The sequence below is a fragment of the Elusimicrobiota bacterium genome, assembly GCA_016180815.1.
Lineage (GTDB): Bacteria > Elusimicrobiota > Elusimicrobia > JACQPE01 > JACQPE01 > JACPAN01.
Genome location: JACPAN010000013.1, coordinates 41,358 through 63,963 on the forward strand (window position 1 = coordinate 41,358; position 22,606 = coordinate 63,963).

Consider the following 22,606-nt stretch of genomic DNA (forward strand, 5'->3'; position numbering starts at 1 on the left):
GTTGCATTCTATAGATGCGCCCCGGACCAAATTGACGAGGGAGAAAAAGGAGGCAACTCGCATGGATATTGACCATCACGCGACGCCTAAATCGTGGTTACGATTGCTCTTGGCCCTGACTCTGGCCGCAAGCCCCATGATGGAGGCTCTGGCCCAAGGAAATCGCCGGCCTCGAGGGGTTTCCGGAAACCAGCCGACGAGAACCGTTCCGGCTCAGCCCAGACGGGGCAATCCCGTGACTTCGCCTCCCGCAAGCAGCCCCAGGCACGGAAGTCCCATCCGGGTCAGGCCGCCTCAAGGACAGCCGGTCTATACGCCGCCGCCTAATCAGGGCAGTTCCTCTCGTGGACGAGGGAGCGATACCCGCAGTAGAACGCCGGCGATCGTTAATCCCAATCCCGGAGATTCCTCGCGAACCAGGAGGCCCGTGGCGAATCCACCGGTTGTTAACCCAAACCCGGGGCATCGAAGGCCGGGCACTCGCCCACCGGTTGTTAATCCGAATCCTCCTGTCGTTAATCCTGATCCTGTGCGCACACCCAGAGACAGAAGGCCGGTTGATCGTTCGCCTGTGGTGAATCCTAATCCGACGAATCCGCCCGTCCGCAATCCGGATTTTGATGGACGGGACCGACGGCCCGGATCCGATCGTCCTGTCGTGCGACCGCCCAATGGCGGTGTTAATCCTCCGAGTACGCGGCCGGGCACGCCGGAACGAAGGCCCCCGGTGGTGCGCACTCCGGAAGGAAGAAATTTGCCTCGTCCGATCGAGCAACCGGTTCGCTCGCATCCGGGACGCGAACGCCCATCGCATGTTGTCCGCAGCGTTGAGCCTCACCCGACGGTCACCATTGCTCCCGGCATCGCCGCGCCCAGGGCGCGCGTGATTACGCATGTGGCCGCGCCCAGGGTCGTTGTGACTCAGCCCCCGGTTGTCATTGTCCGCGATCATCGCCACCGAGTCGGCAGAGTCAGGGTTCATACCCACCATCACCACGATCATCACGTCTATGTTGACGTCTACCATTACGGCGGCTATTACTGGGCCTACCATCATGATCATTTTGATCATTGGGACGGCCAGCATCATTACTGGTGGTGTCCCCATCATCATGTGTATATGGACTGGGGCTATCCCAGCGTAATCGTGGAGCATGTCTATGTAACGAATCCGCCTCCGCCCACGATCAAGCGGTCCATCGCTCTCGGCGGCGATGAATGGCTCTATCAAGTCGGCGGTAGTTTCTTTTATTGGGGCGGATATCGGGACCCCAATACCGGGCGATGGCTGGGCCGCTGGGTCGCCGCGCCTGAGGGAAGATTGCGCGCCATCGGCAATAGCGTGTATGTACGCCGAGTATCGAGCGATGGCGGGGAAACTCAATATGACAGGCTCGACTTCGACGCTGAGTTGGTATACTCTTCCGAATACAATACATACTATCGACTCTCGCTGCGTCCAAACCCGACATCGAACTATGTCTACGTTCCGGAATACGAGCTCTGGTGGTCCCAACAAGAGCAGTTCTACATGGACTTTCTTGTCGATTACCCTCAACCGGGAGGGGATTCCTCAACGCCGCCTCCGCCTCCTTACTGAACAAACAACAGCTCTGAAAACGCCCTTGGCGACTTGCGCCGAGGGCGTTTTCTGTTTATACTTGGTGCGGTAAGACAGAATATGGTAAAAGATGGCAACAAGGGAGTAGGGTGTATTTAAAGTCCATCGAGCTCAGCGGTTTTAAATCTTTCGCCGAACCAACGGAGATTTCCCTTGAACCCGGGATTGTTTGCGTGGTCGGCCCCAATGGCTGCGGTAAATCTAATGTCGTCGATGCCATACGCTGGTCGCTAGGCGAGCTCTCGCCGAAAACCCTACGCTCCAAATCCATCGCCGACGTTATCTTTAACGGCACAAGGCGCCTTTCACCGGCGGCCCAGGCTCAGATCACTCTGACTTTTGATAATTCGGATCGCGCTCTAGGCGTCGATGCGCCGGAAGTTTCCGTGCAAAGAAAAGTGTCGCGCGACGGAGGCGGCGAATACGCCATCAACAAGGCTTCCTGCCGCTTAAAAGACATCAAGGGTTTGTTCCTAGGCACAGGATTAGGCGACGACGGTTATTCGATCATGGAAGGCTCCATGGTCGAATTTCTTTTGACCGCCAAACCGTTGGACCGGCGGCTCCTCTTTGATGAGGCCAGCGGCGCGGCTCGTTTTTCTTCAAAAAGAGACGAGGCGTTATCCCGGCTGTCGAAAATCGACCAAGACCTCGACCGCGTCCGCGACCAGATCGAGCTTCTGGCGGCGGAAAAAAAACGCATCGAAAACCAAGCCAAGAAAGCCAAGCTTTTCGAAAAGCTCTCAGGACAAAAACGCGAACTCGGGGTCCGAAAAGTTCTGGCGGACCTCGACCGCACGGAAACCCGCGCCCAAGCGATTCAAGAGGAAACGCTTGAGCCCAAGCGCGCCCAGATGGAGCGCAAAACCGTAGCGCTCAATCAGCATTACGCCAAGGCCGAGACGCTCAAGGCCGGGCGCGCCGAACTTGAGGCGAAATCCGGCGAACTTTCCAAAGATTTTCATGAAGTTTTGCGGGCCCGTGATGTGGCCGCGGAAAAGCTGCGTCATTTGGAATCGCGTCTGAGCGAGTTGCGCTCCTCGCGCGAGACCCGGTTGCTGGAAAAAGAAGATCTCATCAAGCAGCGACAAGCGCTGAACGAAGAAATTGAAACAGCGGGCCGGGAATTGGCCGTAAAAGAAAAAGAGCTTGAAGAAACGTCGCTTCAGTTAAAACAAGACGGCGGTCTGAACGAAGAACTGGCCGGCGCTGCGTCGCGCCGCGATGAAATGCAGCGGCATATCCAAGATTTAAGAAACCGGATCATCATTGAAAACCAGGAGATCACTCGCTTGCGCAACGAGAGCTTGGGGTTGACGACGGAACTCTCCCAGTGGCAGGTTGAATTGAAACACACGCTGAAAGAACACCATCGGGAAGACCTGCAGAAGCTGCATCTTGAAGAGCGTAATCGCGAAATTGAGGCCAGAATCCAAGCGTTGAAAGGCGAGATTGAAGAACTGGAAACTAAACGCGTTCAAACCGCCGATTTGCAAGCTCAACAGATCGACGCCTGCCGCCGTCTCGAGGATGCGCTTTACCGGGGACTGACTCAGGAAGAAGCCGCTCTTGAAGCGCGCCGCCGGCACTGGGAAATAATTGCCGAGCAAGACCCCTATGTTCGCGGGGCTCTGGCTACGGATCAGATTTCCGGCGAGCAAGGCGGCGTCTACGGCCCGATCGGGAAATTGATCAAGACTTCGCCGCAGCATCATATTCACCTTAAAGAAATTTTAGGCGAACGCCTGAATTGGTTTTTGGCCGAAAACGCCGAAGCCGCGCTTAAAATCATCGATTTACTGGGTTCCGGGCGCAAAGGACGGGCCGCATTTGTCCTGCTCGACCGTTTGACGGAAACGCCTCAACCCGTTACTTTTAATTGGGGCCGGGAAGGGGCGATCGGGCGTATCGTAGAGTTGGACTATCTCTTGGGCTCGACAGACGCGCGCACCAAACAAGCGATTTTTAGGCTCGTGGGTCCGACATTCGTTCAGGGATCATCCGTCTTCGGGGAAGCCCTTGTTCGAGGAGGGGAGGAGCCGGCGGCGCAAAAAGATATCAACACGCTGTCGGCCGTCGAGGAGCGGGAGGCGGTGGCCAAAGCAATGGCTGACCTGAGCGTCAAAAAACAGGAACTTGGAGCTCAGGTAGCCGAATCAGGCCATGAGAAAGAGCGGTTGTCGTCTGAACTTCAAACGCTGCTGGAGAGTCTGCGGGCGAAGAATCTCGAATCAGCCGGTTTAATTCAAGAAAAAGAATCCAATGACCGGGATTTGAGTCTGGCGCAGGAATCCGTGCTATCGATGGAAAAAGAGGCTCGCCGCTACCTTGAAGATTCGGCGGCCAAGAAAGAGATGTTAACTCAGATGGAGGAAACCCTCAGGGGCAAAGATGAGCTTATCGCTGATTTGCATAAACAGCTGGATGAGGGCAATGCCGCATTGGAAAAGACCATTGTCGAAACCAAAAGCGGCCGCGAGGCCCGTTTGGCGCGGGACCTTGAACTTGAGCGCTGCGAGCATGAGAAGGCCGTCGCCAGGGAGAAAAAGAATCAGCTCGATAAGGCCGTCGCCCTGACTGCGGAACAGGCGGGCCGCCTTGAAGCCGCCGTCAACGATCTTGACCGGGATTTGGAAGAACTTGCGAATCGAATCGAAGACCTTAAAAATGAATTATCCGAACTCGACCGGGCGCATGAAGAAAAAGGCCGGGCGATGGAAGTCTCCAGGGAAGAGTTGGAGAAATCCAGGACGTTGATTTCCGCCGTTGAGTCGGATATCGCTTTTCTTGATGAAGACATCCGTAAACTTGACGAAGAAGTCAAAAACGCCCAAGTTGAACTGCGCGCCCTCGAATATGAGCGCGCTAGAGTCGTGGAAGAGGCTGTCCGCATTTTCGGGGCCGCGGCCGAGGAATTGCCCGCGAAGCTCGAACAAGCCAAGACAACCGAAACCACCGTCCTTTTAAGAGAAGGCGAAAGCGTGGAAGATGCGCTGTTGAGGATCGAAGAGCAGATTAGTCGCTTAGGGCAAATCAATTTTTTGGCGCAGGAAGAATACGACCGGTTGACGGAGCGCCTGACGTTTTTGGAAACGCAGAGGGAAGACATCCTCAAAGCCAAGGCCGACGTTGGGTCCGCCATCGCCAAGGTCAATGCTCAAATCGAAGAAAGCTTCAGCGTCACCTTCGCCGCTGTCCGGGAAAAATTCAGGGAAATTTTTGCCACTTTGTTCGAAGGCGGCGAGGCGGATTTGGTATTAACCGAGAGCCAGGATTTGACCCAGCGCGGGGTGGAGATTTTTGCCCAGCCTCCGGGTAAAAAATTGCAGACCATCACCCAGCTTTCACAAGGCGAAAAAGCCCTCACAGCGGTCAGCCTTTTGTTCGCATTCTTCTCCATCAACCCGGCTCCGGTCTGCATCTTGGACGAAATCGACGCGCCCTTGGATGAAACCAATGTTTTGCGTTTCCGCAGGATGCTCGAAAAATTTTCGCAGAAGTGCCAATTTTTGGTTATCACCCACAACAAGCGAACGATGGAAGCCGCCCGTTCCATTTACGGCGTGACGATGGAAGAATTGGGCGTCTCAAAAATTATTTCGGTCAAACTCGAAGAAGCCACGGCCACCGTTTCTTAAAAATTACCAGAGCTTCCCCATCCTGTCATTGCGAGGCCCCGGCAGGGGCCGTGGCAATCTCATAAAATATTTCAAGATGCGCCTTAAACTTTTGTTTTTCATTGCCCTAGCGTACCTTTTAGTTGCAACCCCCGGCTTAACTTTGGAAGAAAAACCTTACCCTGGCTACAAAGCCCCTGGGTTCACCTTACCTTCGCTTAAAGGGGAAACTGTGGACTTGGCTGCGCTGTATAACCAAGGGCCGGTTTGGCTGACGCTCTACACCACCTGGTGTCCGGCCTGCAATGTCGAGACTCCGGCTTTGGTCGCCGCCAGCAAAAAACACCCTGAAATCCGATTCATCGCCGTCAGTTTGATGGAAGACAAGGCCGTTGTCGAGGAATTTCAACAGAAATTCCAGGTGCCTTTTCCAATGCTCCTTGATGCAGAAGGGGTCGTCACGGAGGCCTACAATATCCGCCCCATCCCGGTGAATGTCGGCATCAGGAAAGGCGGGGAGATCGCTTTTCGCCGCCAAACGCTGGAGGAGGCCGAAATACCGGATTTAATCGCGGCCATTACTCAAGAAAGCGGTCCTGCCGCAACAGGCGCCATCAAACTCTCCGGGCGTTTCTCATCGCTTTTTGAAACCTTTCCGCTCTTAGCCTCTTTTGTGGCCGGCCTGCTGACTTTTCTGTCGCCCTGCATTCTACCCCTGATCCCGGGCTATATCGCTTTTATCACCGGTCTTGAACTGGAAACCCTGCTGTCGGCGGATAAGAAAGTCGCCGCCAGAAAAATGCTGATGATATCGACGTTGGCTTTTATCCTTGGCTTCGGGTTGATCTTTACTTTGTTGGGAGCGACGGCCAGCGCTTTGGGGCAATTTTTTGCGTCTTTCCAGGGCATCATGAGAATCGTCGGCGGAGGATTACTGATCCTTTTTGGCCTTCACTTAAGCGGCGCGCTGAGCATCGTTTCCTTTTATCGAGAGGCGCGTTTTCAATTGAAAATCGAGCAAGGCGGGCTGACCGGAGCCTTTCTATTAGGCGTGGTTTTTGCCGTAGGCTGGACGCCCTGTGTCGGCCCGATTCTATCGGCGATTTTGATTTACGCGGCCACGGAAAGCATGCTGGGCAAAGGCATCGCCATGCTGGGCGCTTATTCGGCGGGCATCGGAGCGCCTTTCTTGTTGGCCAGCGCATTTCTGCCGCAATTTCAACGATTTTTAAACCGAGTCAAGCCGTACTTCCAGGAAATAGAGATCGGTTCCGGCATTCTCCTGATTCTTCTTGGAATACTCTTAATCACCAACCGGTTTGCTTATCTGGCCGGACTTTTCCCAAGCTTTTAAATCAGCCTAGTGTAGTGCGTCATAAATCCCTTTGCATTCGTCACCCCGGCAAAAGCCGGGGTCCAGGCCTGGATTCCCGCCTTCGCGGGAATGACGCCAAAAGCAAAGAAGTGTTGGACGCACTACACTAGTGGACGCAGCGGTAATTTTTTTGACAGTTTGCAAGCCGAGATTGGGCCAAGCGCAAGACGCACCGCAAGGAGCGTGCCTGAAAGGCACGCGACTAAGGATGCAACGCAGCGATTGGCCACGGCTGTTGTGTCCCTATTGTCCGGGCCACATACGGCCGTCTGGGCGCTCGGGAACGTTTGGGAATGGCCTTGATATGTCCGGTTCAGATTGGGGCCTTTGGGTCCATTCGTCAGGGTAAATTCTGGTCTATAATGGCTTCGTATGGCCGATGATATACGCCTGATGTCCCGGGCCTTAGCTTTGGCTCAAAAAGGCTACCCCAGGGCGACGCCCAATCCCATGGTCGGCTGCGTTTTGGTCAAAAATGGGCGCATTATTGCCGAGGGCTATCACAAAGAATTCGGCGGACCCCATGCTGAAATTGTGGCCTTAAAAAAGGCCGGTTCAAGAGCCAAGGGCGCAACAGCCTATGTGAACCTTGAACCCTGCTCTCATTGGGGCAAAACACCGCCTTGCGTTGATTCTTTAACGGCGGCAGGCGTCAAAGAGATTGTGGCTGCGACAACGGACCCAAATCCTAAAGTTCGCGGGCGGGGCGTGGCGGGATTGCGCCGACACGGCATTAAAGTTCGCGTCGGGCCCATGGCCAAGGAGGCCAGGGAACTCAATTTGCCTTTTTTTACCCAAATGACGCTTAACCGGCCGTATATCATTCTTAAAACAGCGGCTACGTTCGACGGTAAAATCGCGGATTTCAGAGGAAAATCAAAATGGATTACAAGTTCGCAAACCAGGCAAGCGTTGTGGGACATTCGCGGACGCGCAGATGCTATCCTTGTGGGCGTTAATACCGTGTTGGCCGATGATCCCGAATTAACCAGCCATGGGCGCGGCAGAAACCCTTTGCGCATTATTCTGGACCCCCGATTGAGAATCAAACCCGGCGCTAAGGTTCTCAACACGGCAAACGCCGGCACAATTCTTGTGTCCGGAACCGAAGACTATGGAAAATTTAAACTATTGACCAATAAAGACGTGGAAATCATGACCGTGGGTTTGACGCAGGGGCGCCTGGATTTGAAAGAAATGCTGCGATTATTGGCGCTTAAGGGAACTCAGACGGTTTTAGTCGAGGGCGGTGGGGAAACCCACGGCCGTTTTGTGGAAGAGGGGCTCTTGGATGAAATATTATGGTTCGTGGCTCCTAAAATCGTGGGGGGAAAAACCGCCAAATCTCCGGTCGGCGGGCGAGGCCTGCCTCTTGATCAAAGCATCGATTTGCGCGGCATCTCCGGCGCTCATTTAAACGGAGATTTGGTTTTTCGCGGCTCGTGCCGCCCAGAAGGACTTCTCTGGCCGCTGATTCAATTCGATTCCCGGCTTTTTCACCATGCTTGAATACTCATTGCTGGCCTTTAGCTCGGTTTTCGCGATTATTAATCCTATCGCTGCCATCCCCGCTTTTTTGGCATTGACCATCGGTGATTCCTCGGCTTCGCGCAAAAAAATCGCCAAAATCGCCTGCGCCACCTGCATGGGAGTTTTATTGGCTTTCGCTTTTCTCGGCCGTTTTATTTTTGAAATTTTCGGCATTTCCATGCCCGCCTTCCAAATCGCGGGCGGCATCGTGCTTTTGTTGATGTCCATGGACATGCTCCGGGGCAAACGTTCGGCCGTCAAGGAAACCGAAGAGGAAATGAAGGTTGCCGCGGAGAAAGCCCAGGTTGCCGTGACGCCGTTGGCTATTCCGATGCTTTCGGGGCCGGGGGCCATTTCAACGGTCACCGTTCTTTCGACGCAGGCCGATAGCTTTGGCCACCAGCTTCTTTTGTTCGGCTCCATCATTGTTGCCAGCGCCGCAAGTTACGGAGCTTTGCGCCTGGGCATTACCGGAGCCAAATGGCTTAACCCCATCGCCATGAACATCGTCACGCGCTTGATGGGTCTTTTGCTGGCGGCCATCGGAGTTCAATTTATCGGTCAGGCCCTGCCGCATCTGATCATTTTCAAATAACGGCTGATGTTCCAAGGGATTATCAAACAATTGGGCCTCCTGGAGAAACGTTCCAGACGGTCTTTAGTGATCAGCCCTGAAAAACCTTGGGCTTTTGCAAAAGGCGAAAGCGTGGCCATCGACGGAGTTTGCCTGACTGTGGCGGGTTTCACCAAAAAGGTTTGTTTTTTTGATCTCGGGGAGGAAACGGTCAAAAAAACCACTTTAGGCCGGCTCAAATCAGGAGACTGGGTCAATATAGAGCGGCCGTTGCGCATGGGCGAACCCATCAGCGGGCATATTGTCTTGGGTCATGTGGATGCCGTCGGCCGGATTCAACGTTCTCAAAAACGAAATAATTCCGTGTTAATCACGTTGGATATCCCAGCCAAAGATTGCCTCGTGGCTGCCAAGGGATGCCTGGCTGTGGACGGCATCAGCTTAACCGTCAACCATGTGCATCGCTCCAATGGCCGGCTATCGATTGATTTTTGCTTAATTCCGGAAACCGCACACCGAACCATGCTGGCTCATAAAAAATCAGGTGATCTGGTCAATGTTGAAAGCGATTATCTATTCCGTTTGCTGAAACTGTCAAATGTCAAGACATGACCCCGTGCTATAATTGGTGATCCCTAATTCAGGAGGATTCTTAATGGACGAAATCCAGAATAAAACCAAGTTTGCAACAATTGATGAGGCCATTGCGGATATGCGCGCCGGAAAAATGGTCATTGTCGTGGATGATCCGGACAGAGAAAATGAAGGCGATCTGGTCATGGCTGCCGAATCCGTGACGCCTGAAGCCGTCAATTTCATGATCACCCATGCGCGCGGACTCCTTTGCGTGCCCATCGTTGGAGAACAACTGGATAAGCTTAAAATCGGAGCCATGGTTCCTTCCTTGGGCGACGGTAAAGATACGGCTTTCACGGTCAGCATCGATGGACTCAAAAACGTGGATACGGGCATTTCCGCGCCGGACCGGACCAATACAATTTTGGGAATGATTAAACCCGACGCCAAACCTGAAGATTTTCGCCGGCCCGGCCATATATTTCCTTTGCGGTATCGCGAGGGAGGCGTTTTAGTGCGCGCAGGGCACACTGAAGCCAGCGTTGATTTGTCTCGGCTTGCGGGCATGTATCCGGCGGGTGTTATTTGCGAAGTGATCAATGAAGACGGGACCATGGCTCGCCTGCCCGATCTTCTGCAGTTTTCCAAAAAGCACTGTCTTAAAATCATCACCATCGCCAGCCTCATCGAATACCGGCGTCAGAAAGAAAAACTTGTGGAACCTATCGCCCAAGCCAGTTTGCCGACGCGCCACGGCGAGTTCAGACTGCATCTCTACCGCGACTTGATTTCCGGCAGCGAACATCTGGCCTTGACGATGGGCCGGTTGGACAACCAGCAAAACGTGCTGGTGCGCGTGCACTCTTCCTGCATGACCGGGGACACGCTGGGATCCCTGCGCTGCGATTGCGGAGCGCAGATGGACAGAGCCATGGAAACCATCGCCCAGGAAGGGCAAGGCGTTTTCCTGTATCTTAACCAGGAAGGCCGCGGCATCGGCTTGACCAATAAAATCAAAGCCTATTCTCTGCAGGACAAAGGCTTGGATACGGTGGAAGCGAACAAGGCCTTGGGCTTTAAAGATGATTTAAGGGAATACGGCATCGGTGCCCAAATCCTCAAGGACTTGGGATTGACCTCGCTGCGCATCATGACGAACAACCCTAGAAAAATCATCGGCATCGAGGGACATGGGCTGAAAGTCTCGGCGCGCGTGCCGCTTCAGGCCCGGCCCTCCGGCAACTCGGATTACCTGCGCGGCTACCTTAAGGTTAAAAAAGAAAAGATGGGGCATATCATCGACATGGACGAGCCTGTTCCAACGGCCTAAGATTCAATTGAGAATAGGATTGGTCGTTTCTCAATTCAACACGGAAATCACCGGGCGCCTGCTTGATTCGGCGTTGACCGTTTTAGCGGCCGATGAGCGGATCAAAATCGGACCCATTGTCCGCGTCCCCGGATCTTTTGAAATTCCGTTTGCGGCCAAAATGATGGCTAGAGGGGAACCCTCCGTTGACGCCGTCATTTGCCTGGGCGTCATCCTTCAGGGAGGAACGGATCAAAACACGCATCTTGCCCGCGCTTGCGCGATCGGGCTGCAATGGGCCCAATTGGAGACCGGCGTCCCCATGACCTTCGGCCTGATCTCAGCCCCCAGCGTTGAAGTCGCCATGGACAGAACAAGAGGGGAATTGGACCGTGGCCGTGAAGCAGCCTTGGCTGCGATTGAAATGGCCGAACTCAAACTTAAACGCCGGATGAAAACAGATTACAAGGATTTGACCGCTGAAGTCGCCCGCTCAGAGGCTTTCTTCTCGCCTTCTTAAGAAACTCCGCCTTCTGCGGCTTTTCAACGCTGCATTGACTCTTGCGTCTACTGTATACTGATTCTTATGGGTTCGCGCAGGGAAGGACGAGAAATTTGCCTTCAGTCGCTTTACCTCTGGGATAATTGCAGCATTACGCCTGAGGAAGCCTGGATCACGGCCATCTCCGCGCCCATCACCAACGGCGATGAAACGCAAGAAAAAGCCAAGCCCAAACGCCGCCCCATGCCTGACGCCGAGACCGTCGAATTCGCCAAAACGCTTTGGGAGGGCATCCTCGGCAACCGCGAAAAAATCGACGGCATCATTCAGAATTATTGTCATAACTGGAAGCTTGATCGCATGTCCGCGGTGGATCGAAATATCTTGAGGATCGGCGCTTTTGAAATCATCGGCATGCCGCAGATCCCCATCAACGTCACCATCAACGAAGCCGTGGAAATTGCCAAGTCTTATTCAACGGACGAATCCGGCCGTTTCGTCAACGGCATCCTGGATAAAATCAAACAAGAACGAAAGCCGGCTTAATTTGACGTCAGCCATGAGCGCATTAAGCGAAGAACAAGCCGCAGGGAAAATCCAAAAACTCCGCGAAGAAATCAGGCGTCACGACCGGCTTTATTACGTCTTCTCCGATCCGGAAATCTCCGACCGGGAATATGACCGGTTCATGAAAGAATTAAGCGCGCTCGAAGAAAAATTCCCGGATTTAAAAACTCCGGATTCACCCACCCAACGCGTAGGAGGCGTGCCGGCCAGCGATTTTTCCGCGGTGCGCCATCAAATCCCCATGTTGTCTCTGGACAACTGCTACTCGCTTGAGGAACTTGATGACTGGTTTGCCAGAAACGCCAAACTCTTGGGCGGCCGCCGGCCGACATTTGTCCTTGAGGCAAAAATCGACGGGGTCAGCGCTTCTTTGACGTACCAAAACGGACGCCTCATTCAGGGCGCAACGCGCGGTGACGGGGAGACCGGAGAAGACGTCACCGCCAATTTAAGGACGATCCGCAACATACCGCTTTCGTTGGCCAAGGGAAAAACGCCGTCCCTGCTTGAAGTCCGCGGCGAGGTCGTGATGAACGCCCATGACTTCAAAAAAATGAACGAATCTCAAAAAAAATCAGGGGCCATGATTTTCGCCAATCCCAGGAATGCGACCAGCGGTTCCCTGCGGCAAAAGGACCCGAAAATTACGGCTTCCCGCCCCTTGCGTTTTTATTGCCATTCCCAAGGCTTCGCCGACGGCGCGCGCCATAAAACCCATTTTGAATTCCTTGAGGCGATGGAAGCCCTGGGATTTCCGGTGGTTCCTTGGCGGCGGCTTTGCGCGGATGAGAACGCCGTTAAGAAAACGATCGTTAAGGCTAAAGAAGAACTCGCCAAACTGCCCTTTCAAACGGACGGGTTGGTGGTCAAAGTCAATGAGGCGGACATCCAAAGCCTCCTAGGCGCGACGGCGAAAAGCCCGCGCTGGGCCGTGGCTTATAAATTCGAATCGCATCAAGCCACGACCAAATTCAACAAGGTCATTTACTCCGTCGGCAGAACAGGTGTGATCACGCCCGTGGCTGATCTGGAGCCCGTGGCCATCGGCGGCGTTACCGTCAAACATGCGTCGCTGCATAATTTCGACGAAATCAAACGCCTTCGAGTAAAAATCGGCGATACGGTTTTAGTGGAGCGCGCGGGCGATGTGATCCCCAAAGTGGTCAAAGTCGCCAAGGAAGCGCCCCGCGGCGTTATGATCGACATTCCGAAAAAATGCCCTTCTTGCGGCGGCCGGGTCGCTAAAGACAAAGAAGAGGAAGTCGCTTACCGCTGCGCCAATTCCATCGATTGTCCGGCGCAACTGATGGGCATTATTCTTCATTGGTCATCGCGCAATGCCATGGAGATCGACGGTTTGGGCGAGTCCGCCGTGGAGCAAATGCTGGCTAAAAAGCTCGTGCGCAACGCAGCCGATCTCTACGAGCTAAAAAAAGAGAATCTGCTGGGGTTGGAGCTTTTTGCGGACAAAAAAACCGACAATTTGCTCGCTCAAATCGTCAAAAGCAAGACCAAGCCGCTTTCGCGCGTTCTTTATGCCTTGGGTATCCGCCACGTCGGAGAAAAAATGGCCCGAGTTCTAGCCCAACGCTTCGGGAGCATGGAGGCCTTGCGCGCAGCCTCTCAGGAAGATTTGGAGTCTGTGCCTGAAGTCGGACCCATTGTGGCGGAGTCCATCAAAAACTATTTCGAGGATGCCCGCGCTGGAGAATTAATCCGCCGCCTCCAGCGTCTAGGGCTTAATCTGGAAGAGCCTAAAGAAGAACGCCGCCGGGGGCCGTTTTCCGGAAAACTCGTGGTTTTTACCGGAACCCTTTCAACATACCCCAGGCACGAAGCTGAGGCCTTGGTTCGACGGTTAGGCGGCGAAACCGCATCCGCCATAACTAAAAAAGTTAATCTTGTGGTCGCCGGCGAAGAAGCCGGAAACAAACTTGATAAAGCCAAAAAAATGGGGATTGCCGTGGCCAATGAAGAAGACTTTCTGCGTCTCATCGACCATGCGCGATAAGAGGCCTCCGAAAAATTCTTGGACCGCAGCTCTGCGCATTCTTTCGCGGCGCGCGCAAAGCGAAGCCATGCTGTTTGAAAAACTCAAGGCTAAAGGCGTCCCTGAAGTTGAAATCCCCGGCCTGATCCAAAAGGCGAAGGATTATCAATTCCTTGATGACGGAGCCTATGCCCGCATGCTGATTCGCCGGGAACGCCAGCGCGGCCGGGGCGTCTTGAACATTCGCCGGACGCTTAAAGCTCACGGCATCAATGCCGCGCTCGCCAATGAGACCGCCGAAGCGGCTGATTTAGGCGATCCTGCCGATGAGCTTGCCCGTGCCCAAGCGCTGATCGGCAAAAAAATTGTAAAAAACAAAAACATGGAGCCCGTCAAAGCTTTTCGATTTTTGCTGTCGCGCGGGTTTGCGCCGGAAACGGCCCGTAAAGCCTCAAAATTTACGCTCGAAATCGAGGGGGAATTCAATGAATAAAGTCGCTTTAATTTCAGTCAGCAATAAATTAGGGATCGTTCCTTTCGCCCAAGAGCTGGAACATTTGGGTTTTGCCGTTTATGCCACCGGCAAAACGGCTCAGGAACTTGAATCGGCCCAGATTGACGTCAGCCGCGTTGAAGAAATTACTGGTTTTCCCGAAATCCTGGGCGGCAGGGTCAAGACGCTTCACCCGAAAATTTTAGGCGCCATCCTCGCCAATCCCTCCGATCCCGCCCACCGCAAGGACATGGAGCGCCACGGCATCGAACCCATCGGTCTGGTGGTCGTCAATTTATATCCCTTTGAAGAGATGATGGAAGCCCGCGAGGAGGAAGAACTACTGCGGGAATTCATTGATATCGGGGGCGTATCCTTGATCAGGTCCGCGGCGAAAAACTACCCCAACGTGGTCATTGTCACCGATCCCAAAGATTACAACTGGATCATTGAAAAATTAAAGGCTTTCGGCGAAATTACCGCTGAAGAGCGCCGCATCCTCGCCTACAAAGCTTTCGAACACACCGCCCATTACGACGCCACCATCGCCAGCTATTTCAGAACCCGCATCCCGGCGACATTTCCGGAAGAGTTGACATTGAGGCTTAAGAAAGTCGAGGATTTGCGCTACGGCGAAAATCCTCATCAGAAAGCCGCGCTCTATACCTTGCCTAAAGCGCGGCGGGGCATCGTTCACGCGCGCGCGCTGCAAGGCAAACAAATGTCCTTCAACAATTACCTTGATCTGGAAGCGGCTTGGAACCTGGTCCGTGAATTTGAAGAAACGGCTTGCGTGATCATCAAACATTCCAACCCTTGCGGCGCGGCCACCAGCGAAAATTTATCGGAAGCTTTTGAGCGCGCCTTCAATGCGGATTCGCTTTCCGCGTTCGGCGGCATCGTAGCTTTCAACAGGGAAGTGGACCCGGATACCGCAAAAAAGTTGTCCGAATACTTCTTGGAATGCGTCATCGCTCCCGATTACCACAGCCAAAGCCTTGATATTTTAAAGCCCAAAAAGAACCTCAGGCTCCTGGCTATGACGTTAAGAGAGGTCGTGCCCATCGGCGATTTCGACTACCGGGCCATGACCGGCGGTTTTCTGGTGCAGGAGAAAGATTTCGTCTCTTTCCCGCCGGAGTATAAAATCGTGACCAAGCGCGAACCGACTCAAGCGGAGTGGCGCGACTTAAAATTCGCCTGGAAAGTGGCCAAACACGTCAAATCAAACGCCATCGTCCTGGCTTGCGAACATCGAACCGTGGGCATCGGCGGCGGGCAGACGTCGCGCATCGACGCCCTGAAAAACGCCCTATTAAAAATCCAGGAACGAAAAACCATCGCGCGCAGCGTGACGCCGCTGGTCATGGCCTCGGACGGCTTCTTTCCGTTCAATGACGCCATTCTTGAAGCCAGCCAGCGCGGGGTGACGGCCATCATCCAGCCCGGCGGCTCGATCCGCGATGAAGATTCCATCCAGGCCGCCAATGAAAAAGGCCTATCCATGGTCTTTACCGGACTCAGGCATTTTCTCCACTAAATTTTAGGCTCTCGACGAAAGTCCCTTTTTTACTCTGGGTCTTTTATGGGGGACTTTTTACCCCCAAAGTCTCACGGCAATCTGATGGGCATTTAGGATGATGTTTGCGATGAGGCAATCTTTATTGATGGCTCTTTTATGCTGCTCGTTGAGCCCTCTGGCGCATTCATCCGGGCGCTCGGGCGCGGCAACATCCGCATCCATCTTATCCCGCGAAGATGTCATTCAATTGCACGGGCTCGCCCGGCAGGCGATGGAAAACGACCGCGATGTCCGGATGAATCAACGAAATGGCAAAGCCACCTACTCGATTTCCAGAAATTTGGGCGTCTATAATCCAGACGGCCGCGCGGGTTACGTCGGATTTAAAGTCAGGCTTGATGTGCGCGGTCAAACACTCAAGGGCGGATTCCATCCTGAGGTGTTCGTTTTGCACCTGCGGGTCAATGAGCACCCTGCCGGTGCTCAAGGCATGCGCAGCGAGTGGCATTATTTTTCAGCGGCCGATGACTCTTATCTCAGAGGGCATCATACGGGACGCATACGCATGGGTGACGAAGTCGAAGTTGTCAGGCATCGCCTGACGCCCCGAAGCCTGAGCGCCTCCGTCGCAACGGCACAAGGCGTCAGAGCATCATGCCGGTTTATTTTATCGAGCCTGAGCAAATGGCCGAAAAAATTGGCCTTCCCGATAACCAATATTGTCTTGAGGCGTTAGGAGAAACCATGATCAAAAAAATTATTCTTACCGCGGCCATTCTTCTGCCTTTGCGGCCCTTATCCGCGGATAAAAACGAAACGCGGGGCGAAGATTACCAACATCTTTCCACAAGACTTGACAGCCGATTTCAAGCCGCACCAGCTCATGACGACAAAAAAGCGGTGATCAGAAACGTCGTTATCGGCGGCGTGGCCCGCGGGTTGACCTCAACCGCTCTGGGCGGCTGGGAAATGGGTTTGACCGGCACCTTCCCCATTATTCTGCCTTATCCTGCGTTAAACAGAACGAAAGCTTTGGTCAGCGGCGCAGCCGGCGCATTAAGCGGCGGCGCGGCTGTTTATTACGGCAGCCGGACGGATCGCGAGCATGGACGCACCGGCCAAGGTTTTCTATTGGGAACTTTAACCGGAGGCGCGGTCGGCGGCATCGGCAAAGCCATGACGGTCGGCGCCTACGAAGGTATCGCGGAGGGTCGCTGGGCACGCTCAGCCGGATACGGGCTTCGCGCCGGCACAAGAGCGTTTCTTTGGAAGCTGCCTTTGTCCGCAGTCGGCGCAGCAGCCATCACGGCGTCGGTCTTGACTATCGACCGGGCCCTTGACTTCAAATAAAAGGGGAAATTCAATATGAAACGTATTGCGATCGCTATTTCGTTATTCTCTCTGGGTTTAGGCGTAGTTTCAGCGGACGATCACAGAGAATCGCTTGCCGATTGGCAGCGCCTTGATTTGCGTATCGATCAAAGGACCGGCTCACGCCCATCGCCCCAAAGGCCGTTGAACGTTCGATTAACATATTTCCATCCCGAACACTCTATGCCATCAACAGGATTAGGGGGCATCCCTCGCGAAGAACAGGCAACTCCGGAAGTCGGCCGATTAACCGTCACTCAATACAGAACAGCCGAGCGAAAAGGATTAACATGGGGTCTGGTTGCCGGAGGCGTCGGATTTACCGGAGCTGCCGCCGCAACCTGGAGATGGGCCATGCGCGGGCGCGCGGGAGATTTTGATTTTCGGCCTGTCTTTGCCATCCCGGCGAGCGCGTTGGCCGGAGTCGCTGCCGCAACCGTCCTGGGCGTGGTGACTTATTCATTAGTCAAAAATCACCACATCAATCGAATGACTAAGGAAGGCGTCCACTAGCGCGGTTTGAATTCGGACGGGCACCAGATCGAAGTTATTTCGTTCTCCATCAGAAGGCGCGGCACCAACTGATCGGACCGGCCGTCATCTATATACTCAACCTGATAACGGGTCCTCGTCAATCCAAGACGCATCTGCGCCACGGGGACGGCAACGTCGCCGTTTAACACAAGCATTTCGCCGGCCGTTAATCCTGAAACCGTCCATTCCCGCGCATCATCCGTCCCTTCCATAGGTTGCCAAGAACCATCCGGCCTCAGATGCTCCTGCCAAGCTGAAATTTTTAAATTGCGGTAAGAACGCGATGTTTTGTTATGAAAAAAAATCTGATAACGCATCACATCGCCCGCGTAGAAAAATTCGTATTCTCCCCAATGGAGGCGGGGGAATACTTGGGATAAATCCTGGGTCATGTAGCCGGGCATCAAACGGTCATGGTGGTAGCGCAGGCCGCCGCCGTCAATGACGCCCCGGCCCCATGAGTCCAATAAACGAATTTTATGCTCAAGAACCGGGATGGAAGCGCGAACGTTGCCGCCGAGAGGGGAAATCTGATTAACGACTCCCGATGCCGACGCGTCGGCGGCCAACAAAAGAAAGAGAAAAACCCTACCCATGGCAAGATAAGGTTAACCCCCGGGGACAATTCCGGCAAGGGGGAAATTTTAAAAGAAGCTGCGACTAGCGAGGAAAATTCTTATCGAGGGTTTTTTTGGCCAGCGCCTTGATTCGCGCGCTTGAGGACTCTTGGACAATGGCTTCAAGAGCGGGACGAACCGCCGGATTTCTCGACTCTTCAAGAATTTCCAGCCAGCGTGATTTCATTTCTTCGCTGAAGGAATTCGGATGAAGGACGAAATCTTTGACGAAACCGGCCCCTTCGGCCGAATTTTTAATCACTTCGTTGTTCATCAGCCGCCAAGAAATGCCGCCCACGATTTCGTTATTGGCATCCGAACTTTTGACGATGCGCTCAAGCTCGGGCAAAACGCCGGGATGGCGCACCATGCCGAAGGCCAATAAAACGGTCTTTTTGAAAGGGTACCCTCGCCGGCCGTGCTGATCGAGCGCTGTTTTGAGCGCCTGGATGGACTCTTGGTCCGAAAAACCGGCTATGCCGGAGGAAGCTCCGGAAAGAATATCAAGCGGCAATTCTTGATCGCTTAAGAGTTCTCTAAGGTATTTGCGGCCGGCCTGATCCGTTGATTTGCCCAACAAAGCCAACGCGCGGGCCCGGACCAAGGTTTGCCCCTCAAGATCGGAGGAAGGAAGGCCGGCCGGGCCTTTTGCAAGCTCCAAGAGAACGGGGGTTAAATCATCGGGATAACGCGTCCATTTGCTGGTCAAAAGTTTGTCCAGAAGCCCGTGGCGGACATAAGGTGAAGGGTCAATTTTCAAGGCCAAAGAAAGCGTTTCTTTGGCCTTTGGCGTCAAATCCTCAAGTTTTTCGGCTTCGCGGGATACCCATGTTTTAGCCAGAGCAAACAAGGCTTGGATGCGGGCGATGGGATCAGGGTCGTGCAGCGCCTGCAGCGACCATTTTTCCTCGCTTGTCCTGGGTCTCGAAAGCTTGACCAAGGCAACCGAACCTGGGTTCCAGGTGATCCACTCCGGCTGCGCGAGTAAATCAAAATCAGCCGACCATTCTTTTCTATTGATTAAAATAATTTTCTTTTCATGGAATTCCGGAGGAGTCAAACGATGGAAAACCACCGGAATTCGAAAGTCAAAAACGGTCGTATCCTCGGCATGATTGGGGCGTTGTTTCATTCTCAACTTGATTTTTTTCTTCGAATCATGCCAGCGCTCCTCGACTTCGAGGATCGGATACCCGCGCGCCAACAGCCAGCTGTCCACGAACCCTTGAAGATCAAGTCCCGAGGCGTTCTCCATGGCCGCCATAAAATCTTTGTATGTGGCGTTGTTTAAAGCGAATTGGGTAAGGTATTCATTTAAACCTTTTCTAAACGCCTCGCGCCCAATATAGAAATCAAGCATCCTCAAGACCTGTTCGCCCTTGGTGTAATTCGTGCTGTCGAAGGCGTCGTCCGGAGTGGGCAGTTCCTTGGAAACAATCGGGTGGCTTCGCGGTCCGTCTTCCTGGCGGAAATAACTTTCCCATGTGCTCAAGACGGTTTCAACCACCGCAAATTCGTTGCCGAAATAGTCCTCGGTGGCGACGGTCTCCATATAGGAAGCGAAGGCTTCATTGAGCCATAAATCATCCCACCATTTCATGGTCACGTAATTGCCGAACCATTGATGAGCCAATTCGTGCGTGACGACCGAGGCGATGCGAAATTTTTGGATTTTGGCCGTCGGGTCCTCCAACGTCATGGCCGAATCCCTCATGGTGGTCAAGGTCGTATTCTCCATGCCGCCCCAAAGGAATCCCGGCAAGCCGACCATGGCGTAACGGTTCCAAGGGTATTTAATGCCGTAAAAATTTTCAAAAAAAGGCAGGGCTTTCTTCAAAACGTCCATCGCGAATTCGGCCCGCTCGCGTTTGGAAGGCGACGTGTAAATGCTCATGCCCGCGCCTTGGACGTCGGCGTTGAGTTCGCCGAATTTGCCGACGACGATATTGACCAGGTAAGTGCTGTGGGGTTTTTCCTGAACCCAGCGGACGCGCCGCAGCTTCCCGGCGTTTTTAATATCGACGATCTCATCGGCGACTTTGCGGCCGTTGGAAAAAACATCGTATTTCGGATCGACTTCAACGGTCGTTTCCGTCGTCGCCTTATCGTAAGGCTCGTCGTTGCAGGGGAATAACTTGCGCGCCGCCACGGGCTCAAGATGCGTAAAAAACATCATCGGCCGCGTCGGCTCATCGGGATCGGCGACCTTGAAGAAACCTTGGTGTTGGACATCGGCTTGGCCGCCGTAGGCGATGGTGACGGCGATCTCTTTACCTGCCGGTTGAGAGGCGTTGAAATGGACGGCAGCGGCGTCCAGACGCATGGCAATGGCGTAATGTGAAACATCATACGGACGGTTTTTTGGGGTAAACAAGGCGCCTGAGGGCATGGCCATGGTCAGCAACGATAATAGAAAAGACAAAGCACGAAATTTTGCCCTCATCCGCCGGATTCAGGCGATTCAGCTTCCGGCTCTGCGTCGTCGATCACGGAAAAATTCACCGTCTTTAACAGGGAACCGTTTTCATCGAGCACTTCGACTTTCCACCGGCCGGTATGATTCGAATGGACGGTTTTGCGGCTCCACGTGCGCCATTTGGCGGTTTTGACGTCCAGCGCAATGCGCATGACTTGGCGATCCTCGTAATACCAGACATGCGTGATTTTCGTAGGAACGGCGTGGCTTGTGACCTTTGTCCAACAGACAAGAGCGCCGACTTCGGCATCAAAATGTTCAGCCGGCTCAACGGGCTGGCGTGCGACGACATCTTTGGCGATCAAGGCGTCAATGATTTCTACCGACTGGCTTGTCGCCCAGGTTAAGGATGTTAGAAGGGACAAAATGAGCATCATCAAAATTCTCCTGTTGATTAACTTTAGAAGCGGTCTCTGATAAGCATCATAGAATAATGAAGGACGGGGCGATAGACGCCGTTTAATGCCGTAAAAAATAAGGGGACTTAAAGACCCGTTGAAAATAGGACCTAAGTCCCATGTTTTTTAGCCTAAAATGGGTCAAAATAAAGCATGTTTTGGTGGAGGTTACAATGAAAAAACGAATATATTTGAGTTTTCTGGCGAGCGCTATATTATGCGCTCCTTATAGGCCCACGCAGGCTGAAGGATTAACTGAAAGTTTTGTTACCAGCGTCGTTGCAGTCGGCGATTGGGCAAGCAGCCTCATGAAAAGGGCTTCCTCCGCCGTAGGCAGCGCCTATCTTTCTTTATCAGGAGTCCCAATTAGGGCAACAATCAGCGGCGCAAGCGATTCCAGCGCTACAGGGGTTACGGCCAGCACGGGTCATCCCAGTTTGCCGTCAGCCCCCTCGTACGAACGCATCGGCACCGTGGGTTACGCCGCATCGCCCTATGAACGTATTGGGACGGTCGGTTATGCCTACCGCAGTGGGTACGAACGCATCGGCACCGTGGGTTTTGTAGAACCTGCCGAAGTCAGACCGCAGCGCATGAGCAAGGTGCGCCGGGCCTTCGGCGAAGGACGGGATGCTTTAAGTGCACCCGTCATGCCCGTCCGGCTCCCTTAACGATACGCCAGCGCGACCGGTTCAAATGGTCATTTCGGAAAGAGCCAAATCGTTTCTCGGTATTCTTCGCCGATCTCATCAGCTTCATCTTCCATATCAACCGCTGAGTTTTTATTGAATCTTCTCCAAAACGCGTCAACAACAAAGCTTTTATTGATTTGCATGGTATGACCGAATTCATGCGCGCGCAAATACTCATTTTGCATCCAGCCAGCCGAATCAAAATGAATGGTTGCGGCTGATGCGGTGTAGGCTGTATATGCGTTCCCCGTAGGTTTGCTGACGTTATATTCGCTGGGAACCGGGCTTGGCAATTGAACCAGATAGCCGCCTCCTAGGCCCAAGCGAACCCTGGCTCCGCTGCCCATCAGCGCCACGTGAACGCGATTGCTCTCAGGCGAGATCCATTGCCACAGAGGGTCAATCGCGACGCTCGTCCATGAGAGGAATAAATCAACGGATGTCGCCCAGGCATTCATCAGCAATTTGACCGGCGTGATTACAGAGGTCCAATAATCGCCGCGCAACGCGGCTTGAACCCCGTCATAATAAATTTCTCCGGAACTGGCCGCCAAAACAACCGGCGCAGCTATGGCCAGCTTGCCCCAATTCCAGTAAGCATTAGCCAAACCCTTGGCGCCTTCAACAATCACAGGCCGCGCCGGATCAGAGACTTCTTTTTTCTTTGCATCGAAAGACAAGGCGCTGCTGGAATGCAACCCCATGAAATCGTCGCCGGCCAAAGCGCCTGAAGAAGCCTCCACCATCAACAAGGCCGCCGGAAACAAAATCGTTAATTTCTCAAGATGCCATTTCATGCCGCGCTGCCTACTTCTTATTATTATTGTGCCGACTTTAAACTA

General features: G+C 53.6%; 20 protein-coding genes. 16 read left to right on the forward strand and 4 right to left on the reverse strand.

Annotated elements, in window-relative coordinates:
- The first annotated feature begins 61 nt into the window (after window positions 1-61).
- The 15 genes from HYT79_06885 to HYT79_06955 all read left to right on the forward strand — a co-directional run bounded on the left by HYT79_06885 (window position 62) and on the right by HYT79_06955 (window position 17,560).
- On the forward strand, window positions 62-1,600 hold the full coding sequence (locus HYT79_06885) for a hypothetical protein (protein MBI2070313.1): 1,539 nt from the start codon (window positions 62-64) through the stop codon (window positions 1,598-1,600).
- 110 nt (window positions 1,601-1,710) lie between these two features.
- Window positions 1,711-5,259, forward strand: coding sequence for a chromosome segregation protein SMC (smc, locus tag HYT79_06890; protein ID MBI2070314.1), 3,549 nt, complete (start codon window positions 1,711-1,713; stop codon window positions 5,257-5,259).
- Between the two features lie 76 nt (window positions 5,260-5,335).
- Window positions 5,336-6,592, forward strand: coding sequence for a redoxin domain-containing protein (locus tag HYT79_06895; protein ID MBI2070315.1), 1,257 nt, complete (start codon window positions 5,336-5,338; stop codon window positions 6,590-6,592).
- Between the two features lie 393 nt (window positions 6,593-6,985).
- Window positions 6,986-8,122, forward strand: coding sequence for a bifunctional diaminohydroxyphosphoribosylaminopyrimidine deaminase/5-amino-6-(5-phosphoribosylamino)uracil reductase RibD (ribD, locus tag HYT79_06900; protein ID MBI2070316.1), 1,137 nt, complete (start codon window positions 6,986-6,988; stop codon window positions 8,120-8,122).
- The gene (locus HYT79_06905) at window positions 8,115-8,738 is read left to right on the forward strand and encodes a MarC family protein (protein MBI2070317.1); all 624 of its coding nucleotides are present in this window, start codon (window positions 8,115-8,117) and stop codon (window positions 8,736-8,738) included. The genes ribD and HYT79_06905 overlap by 8 nt, the downstream gene beginning before the upstream one ends.
- A 6-nt stretch (window positions 8,739-8,744) precedes the next feature.
- On the forward strand, window positions 8,745-9,329 hold the full coding sequence (locus HYT79_06910; protein ID MBI2070318.1) for a riboflavin synthase: 585 nt from the start codon (window positions 8,745-8,747) through the stop codon (window positions 9,327-9,329).
- Window positions 9,330-9,372: 43 nt separating this feature from the next.
- Window positions 9,373-10,623, forward strand: coding sequence for a bifunctional 3,4-dihydroxy-2-butanone-4-phosphate synthase/GTP cyclohydrolase II (locus tag HYT79_06915; protein MBI2070319.1), 1,251 nt, complete (start codon window positions 9,373-9,375; stop codon window positions 10,621-10,623).
- A gap of 7 nt (window positions 10,624-10,630) precedes the next feature.
- The gene (gene ribH, locus HYT79_06920; protein ID MBI2070320.1) at window positions 10,631-11,122 is read left to right on the forward strand and encodes a 6,7-dimethyl-8-ribityllumazine synthase; all 492 of its coding nucleotides are present in this window, start codon (window positions 10,631-10,633) and stop codon (window positions 11,120-11,122) included.
- Window positions 11,123-11,188: 66 nt separating this feature from the next.
- The gene (nusB, locus tag HYT79_06925) at window positions 11,189-11,650 is read left to right on the forward strand and encodes a transcription antitermination factor NusB (protein ID MBI2070321.1); all 462 of its coding nucleotides are present in this window, start codon (window positions 11,189-11,191) and stop codon (window positions 11,648-11,650) included.
- Window positions 11,651-11,663: 13 nt separating this feature from the next.
- On the forward strand, window positions 11,664-13,682 hold the full coding sequence (gene ligA, locus HYT79_06930) for an NAD-dependent DNA ligase LigA (GenBank protein MBI2070322.1): 2,019 nt from the start codon (window positions 11,664-11,666) through the stop codon (window positions 13,680-13,682).
- Window positions 13,642-14,154 (forward strand): regulatory protein RecX, encoded by a 513-nt coding sequence (locus tag HYT79_06935; GenBank protein MBI2070323.1) that lies wholly within the window; start codon window positions 13,642-13,644, stop codon window positions 14,152-14,154. The genes ligA and HYT79_06935 overlap by 41 nt, the downstream gene beginning before the upstream one ends.
- Window positions 14,147-15,694, forward strand: a complete 1,548-nt coding sequence (gene purH / locus HYT79_06940) for a bifunctional phosphoribosylaminoimidazolecarboxamide formyltransferase/IMP cyclohydrolase (GenBank protein ID MBI2070324.1) — start codon at window positions 14,147-14,149, stop codon at window positions 15,692-15,694. Before HYT79_06935 ends, purH begins: the two co-directional genes overlap by 8 nt.
- Before the next feature lie 109 nt (window positions 15,695-15,803).
- On the forward strand, window positions 15,804-16,412 hold the full coding sequence (locus tag HYT79_06945; protein ID MBI2070325.1) for a hypothetical protein: 609 nt from the start codon (window positions 15,804-15,806) through the stop codon (window positions 16,410-16,412).
- Complete coding sequence (locus HYT79_06950) at window positions 16,361-17,026, forward strand: hypothetical protein (protein MBI2070326.1); 666 nt, start codon at window positions 16,361-16,363, stop codon at window positions 17,024-17,026. The genes HYT79_06945 and HYT79_06950 overlap by 52 nt, the downstream gene beginning before the upstream one ends.
- A 15-nt stretch (window positions 17,027-17,041) precedes the next feature.
- The gene (locus tag HYT79_06955) at window positions 17,042-17,560 is read left to right on the forward strand and encodes a hypothetical protein (protein MBI2070327.1); all 519 of its coding nucleotides are present in this window, start codon (window positions 17,042-17,044) and stop codon (window positions 17,558-17,560) included.
- Here HYT79_06955 and HYT79_06960 read toward each other — a convergent pair.
- From HYT79_06960 to HYT79_06970, 3 genes are all read right to left on the reverse strand, one after another.
- Window positions 17,557-18,177 carry a hypothetical protein gene (locus HYT79_06960; protein MBI2070328.1) on the reverse strand — a complete coding sequence of 207 codons (621 nt, stop codon included), beginning with the start codon at window positions 18,175-18,177 and terminating at the stop codon, window positions 17,557-17,559. The genes HYT79_06955 and HYT79_06960 overlap by 4 nt on opposite strands.
- Before the next feature lie 64 nt (window positions 18,178-18,241).
- The gene (locus HYT79_06965; GenBank protein MBI2070329.1) at window positions 18,242-20,620 is read right to left on the reverse strand and encodes a hypothetical protein; all 2,379 of its coding nucleotides are present in this window, start codon (window positions 20,618-20,620) and stop codon (window positions 18,242-18,244) included.
- A 17-nt stretch (window positions 20,621-20,637) separates the two neighbouring features.
- Window positions 20,638-21,051, reverse strand: coding sequence for a DUF2914 domain-containing protein (locus HYT79_06970; protein ID MBI2070330.1), 414 nt, complete (start codon window positions 21,049-21,051; stop codon window positions 20,638-20,640).
- 194 nt (window positions 21,052-21,245) lie between these two features.
- Between HYT79_06970 and HYT79_06975 the strand changes: the two genes are divergently transcribed.
- Window positions 21,246-21,743: a hypothetical protein gene (locus HYT79_06975; GenBank protein MBI2070331.1), complete on the forward strand. Its 498-nt coding sequence runs from the start codon at window positions 21,246-21,248 to the stop codon at window positions 21,741-21,743.
- 29 nt (window positions 21,744-21,772) lie between these two features.
- Here HYT79_06975 and HYT79_06980 read toward each other — a convergent pair whose 3' ends face one another.
- Window positions 21,773-22,561, reverse strand: a complete 789-nt coding sequence (locus tag HYT79_06980) for a hypothetical protein (GenBank protein ID MBI2070332.1) — start codon at window positions 22,559-22,561, stop codon at window positions 21,773-21,775.
- Window positions 22,562-22,606 lie beyond the last annotated feature (45 nt).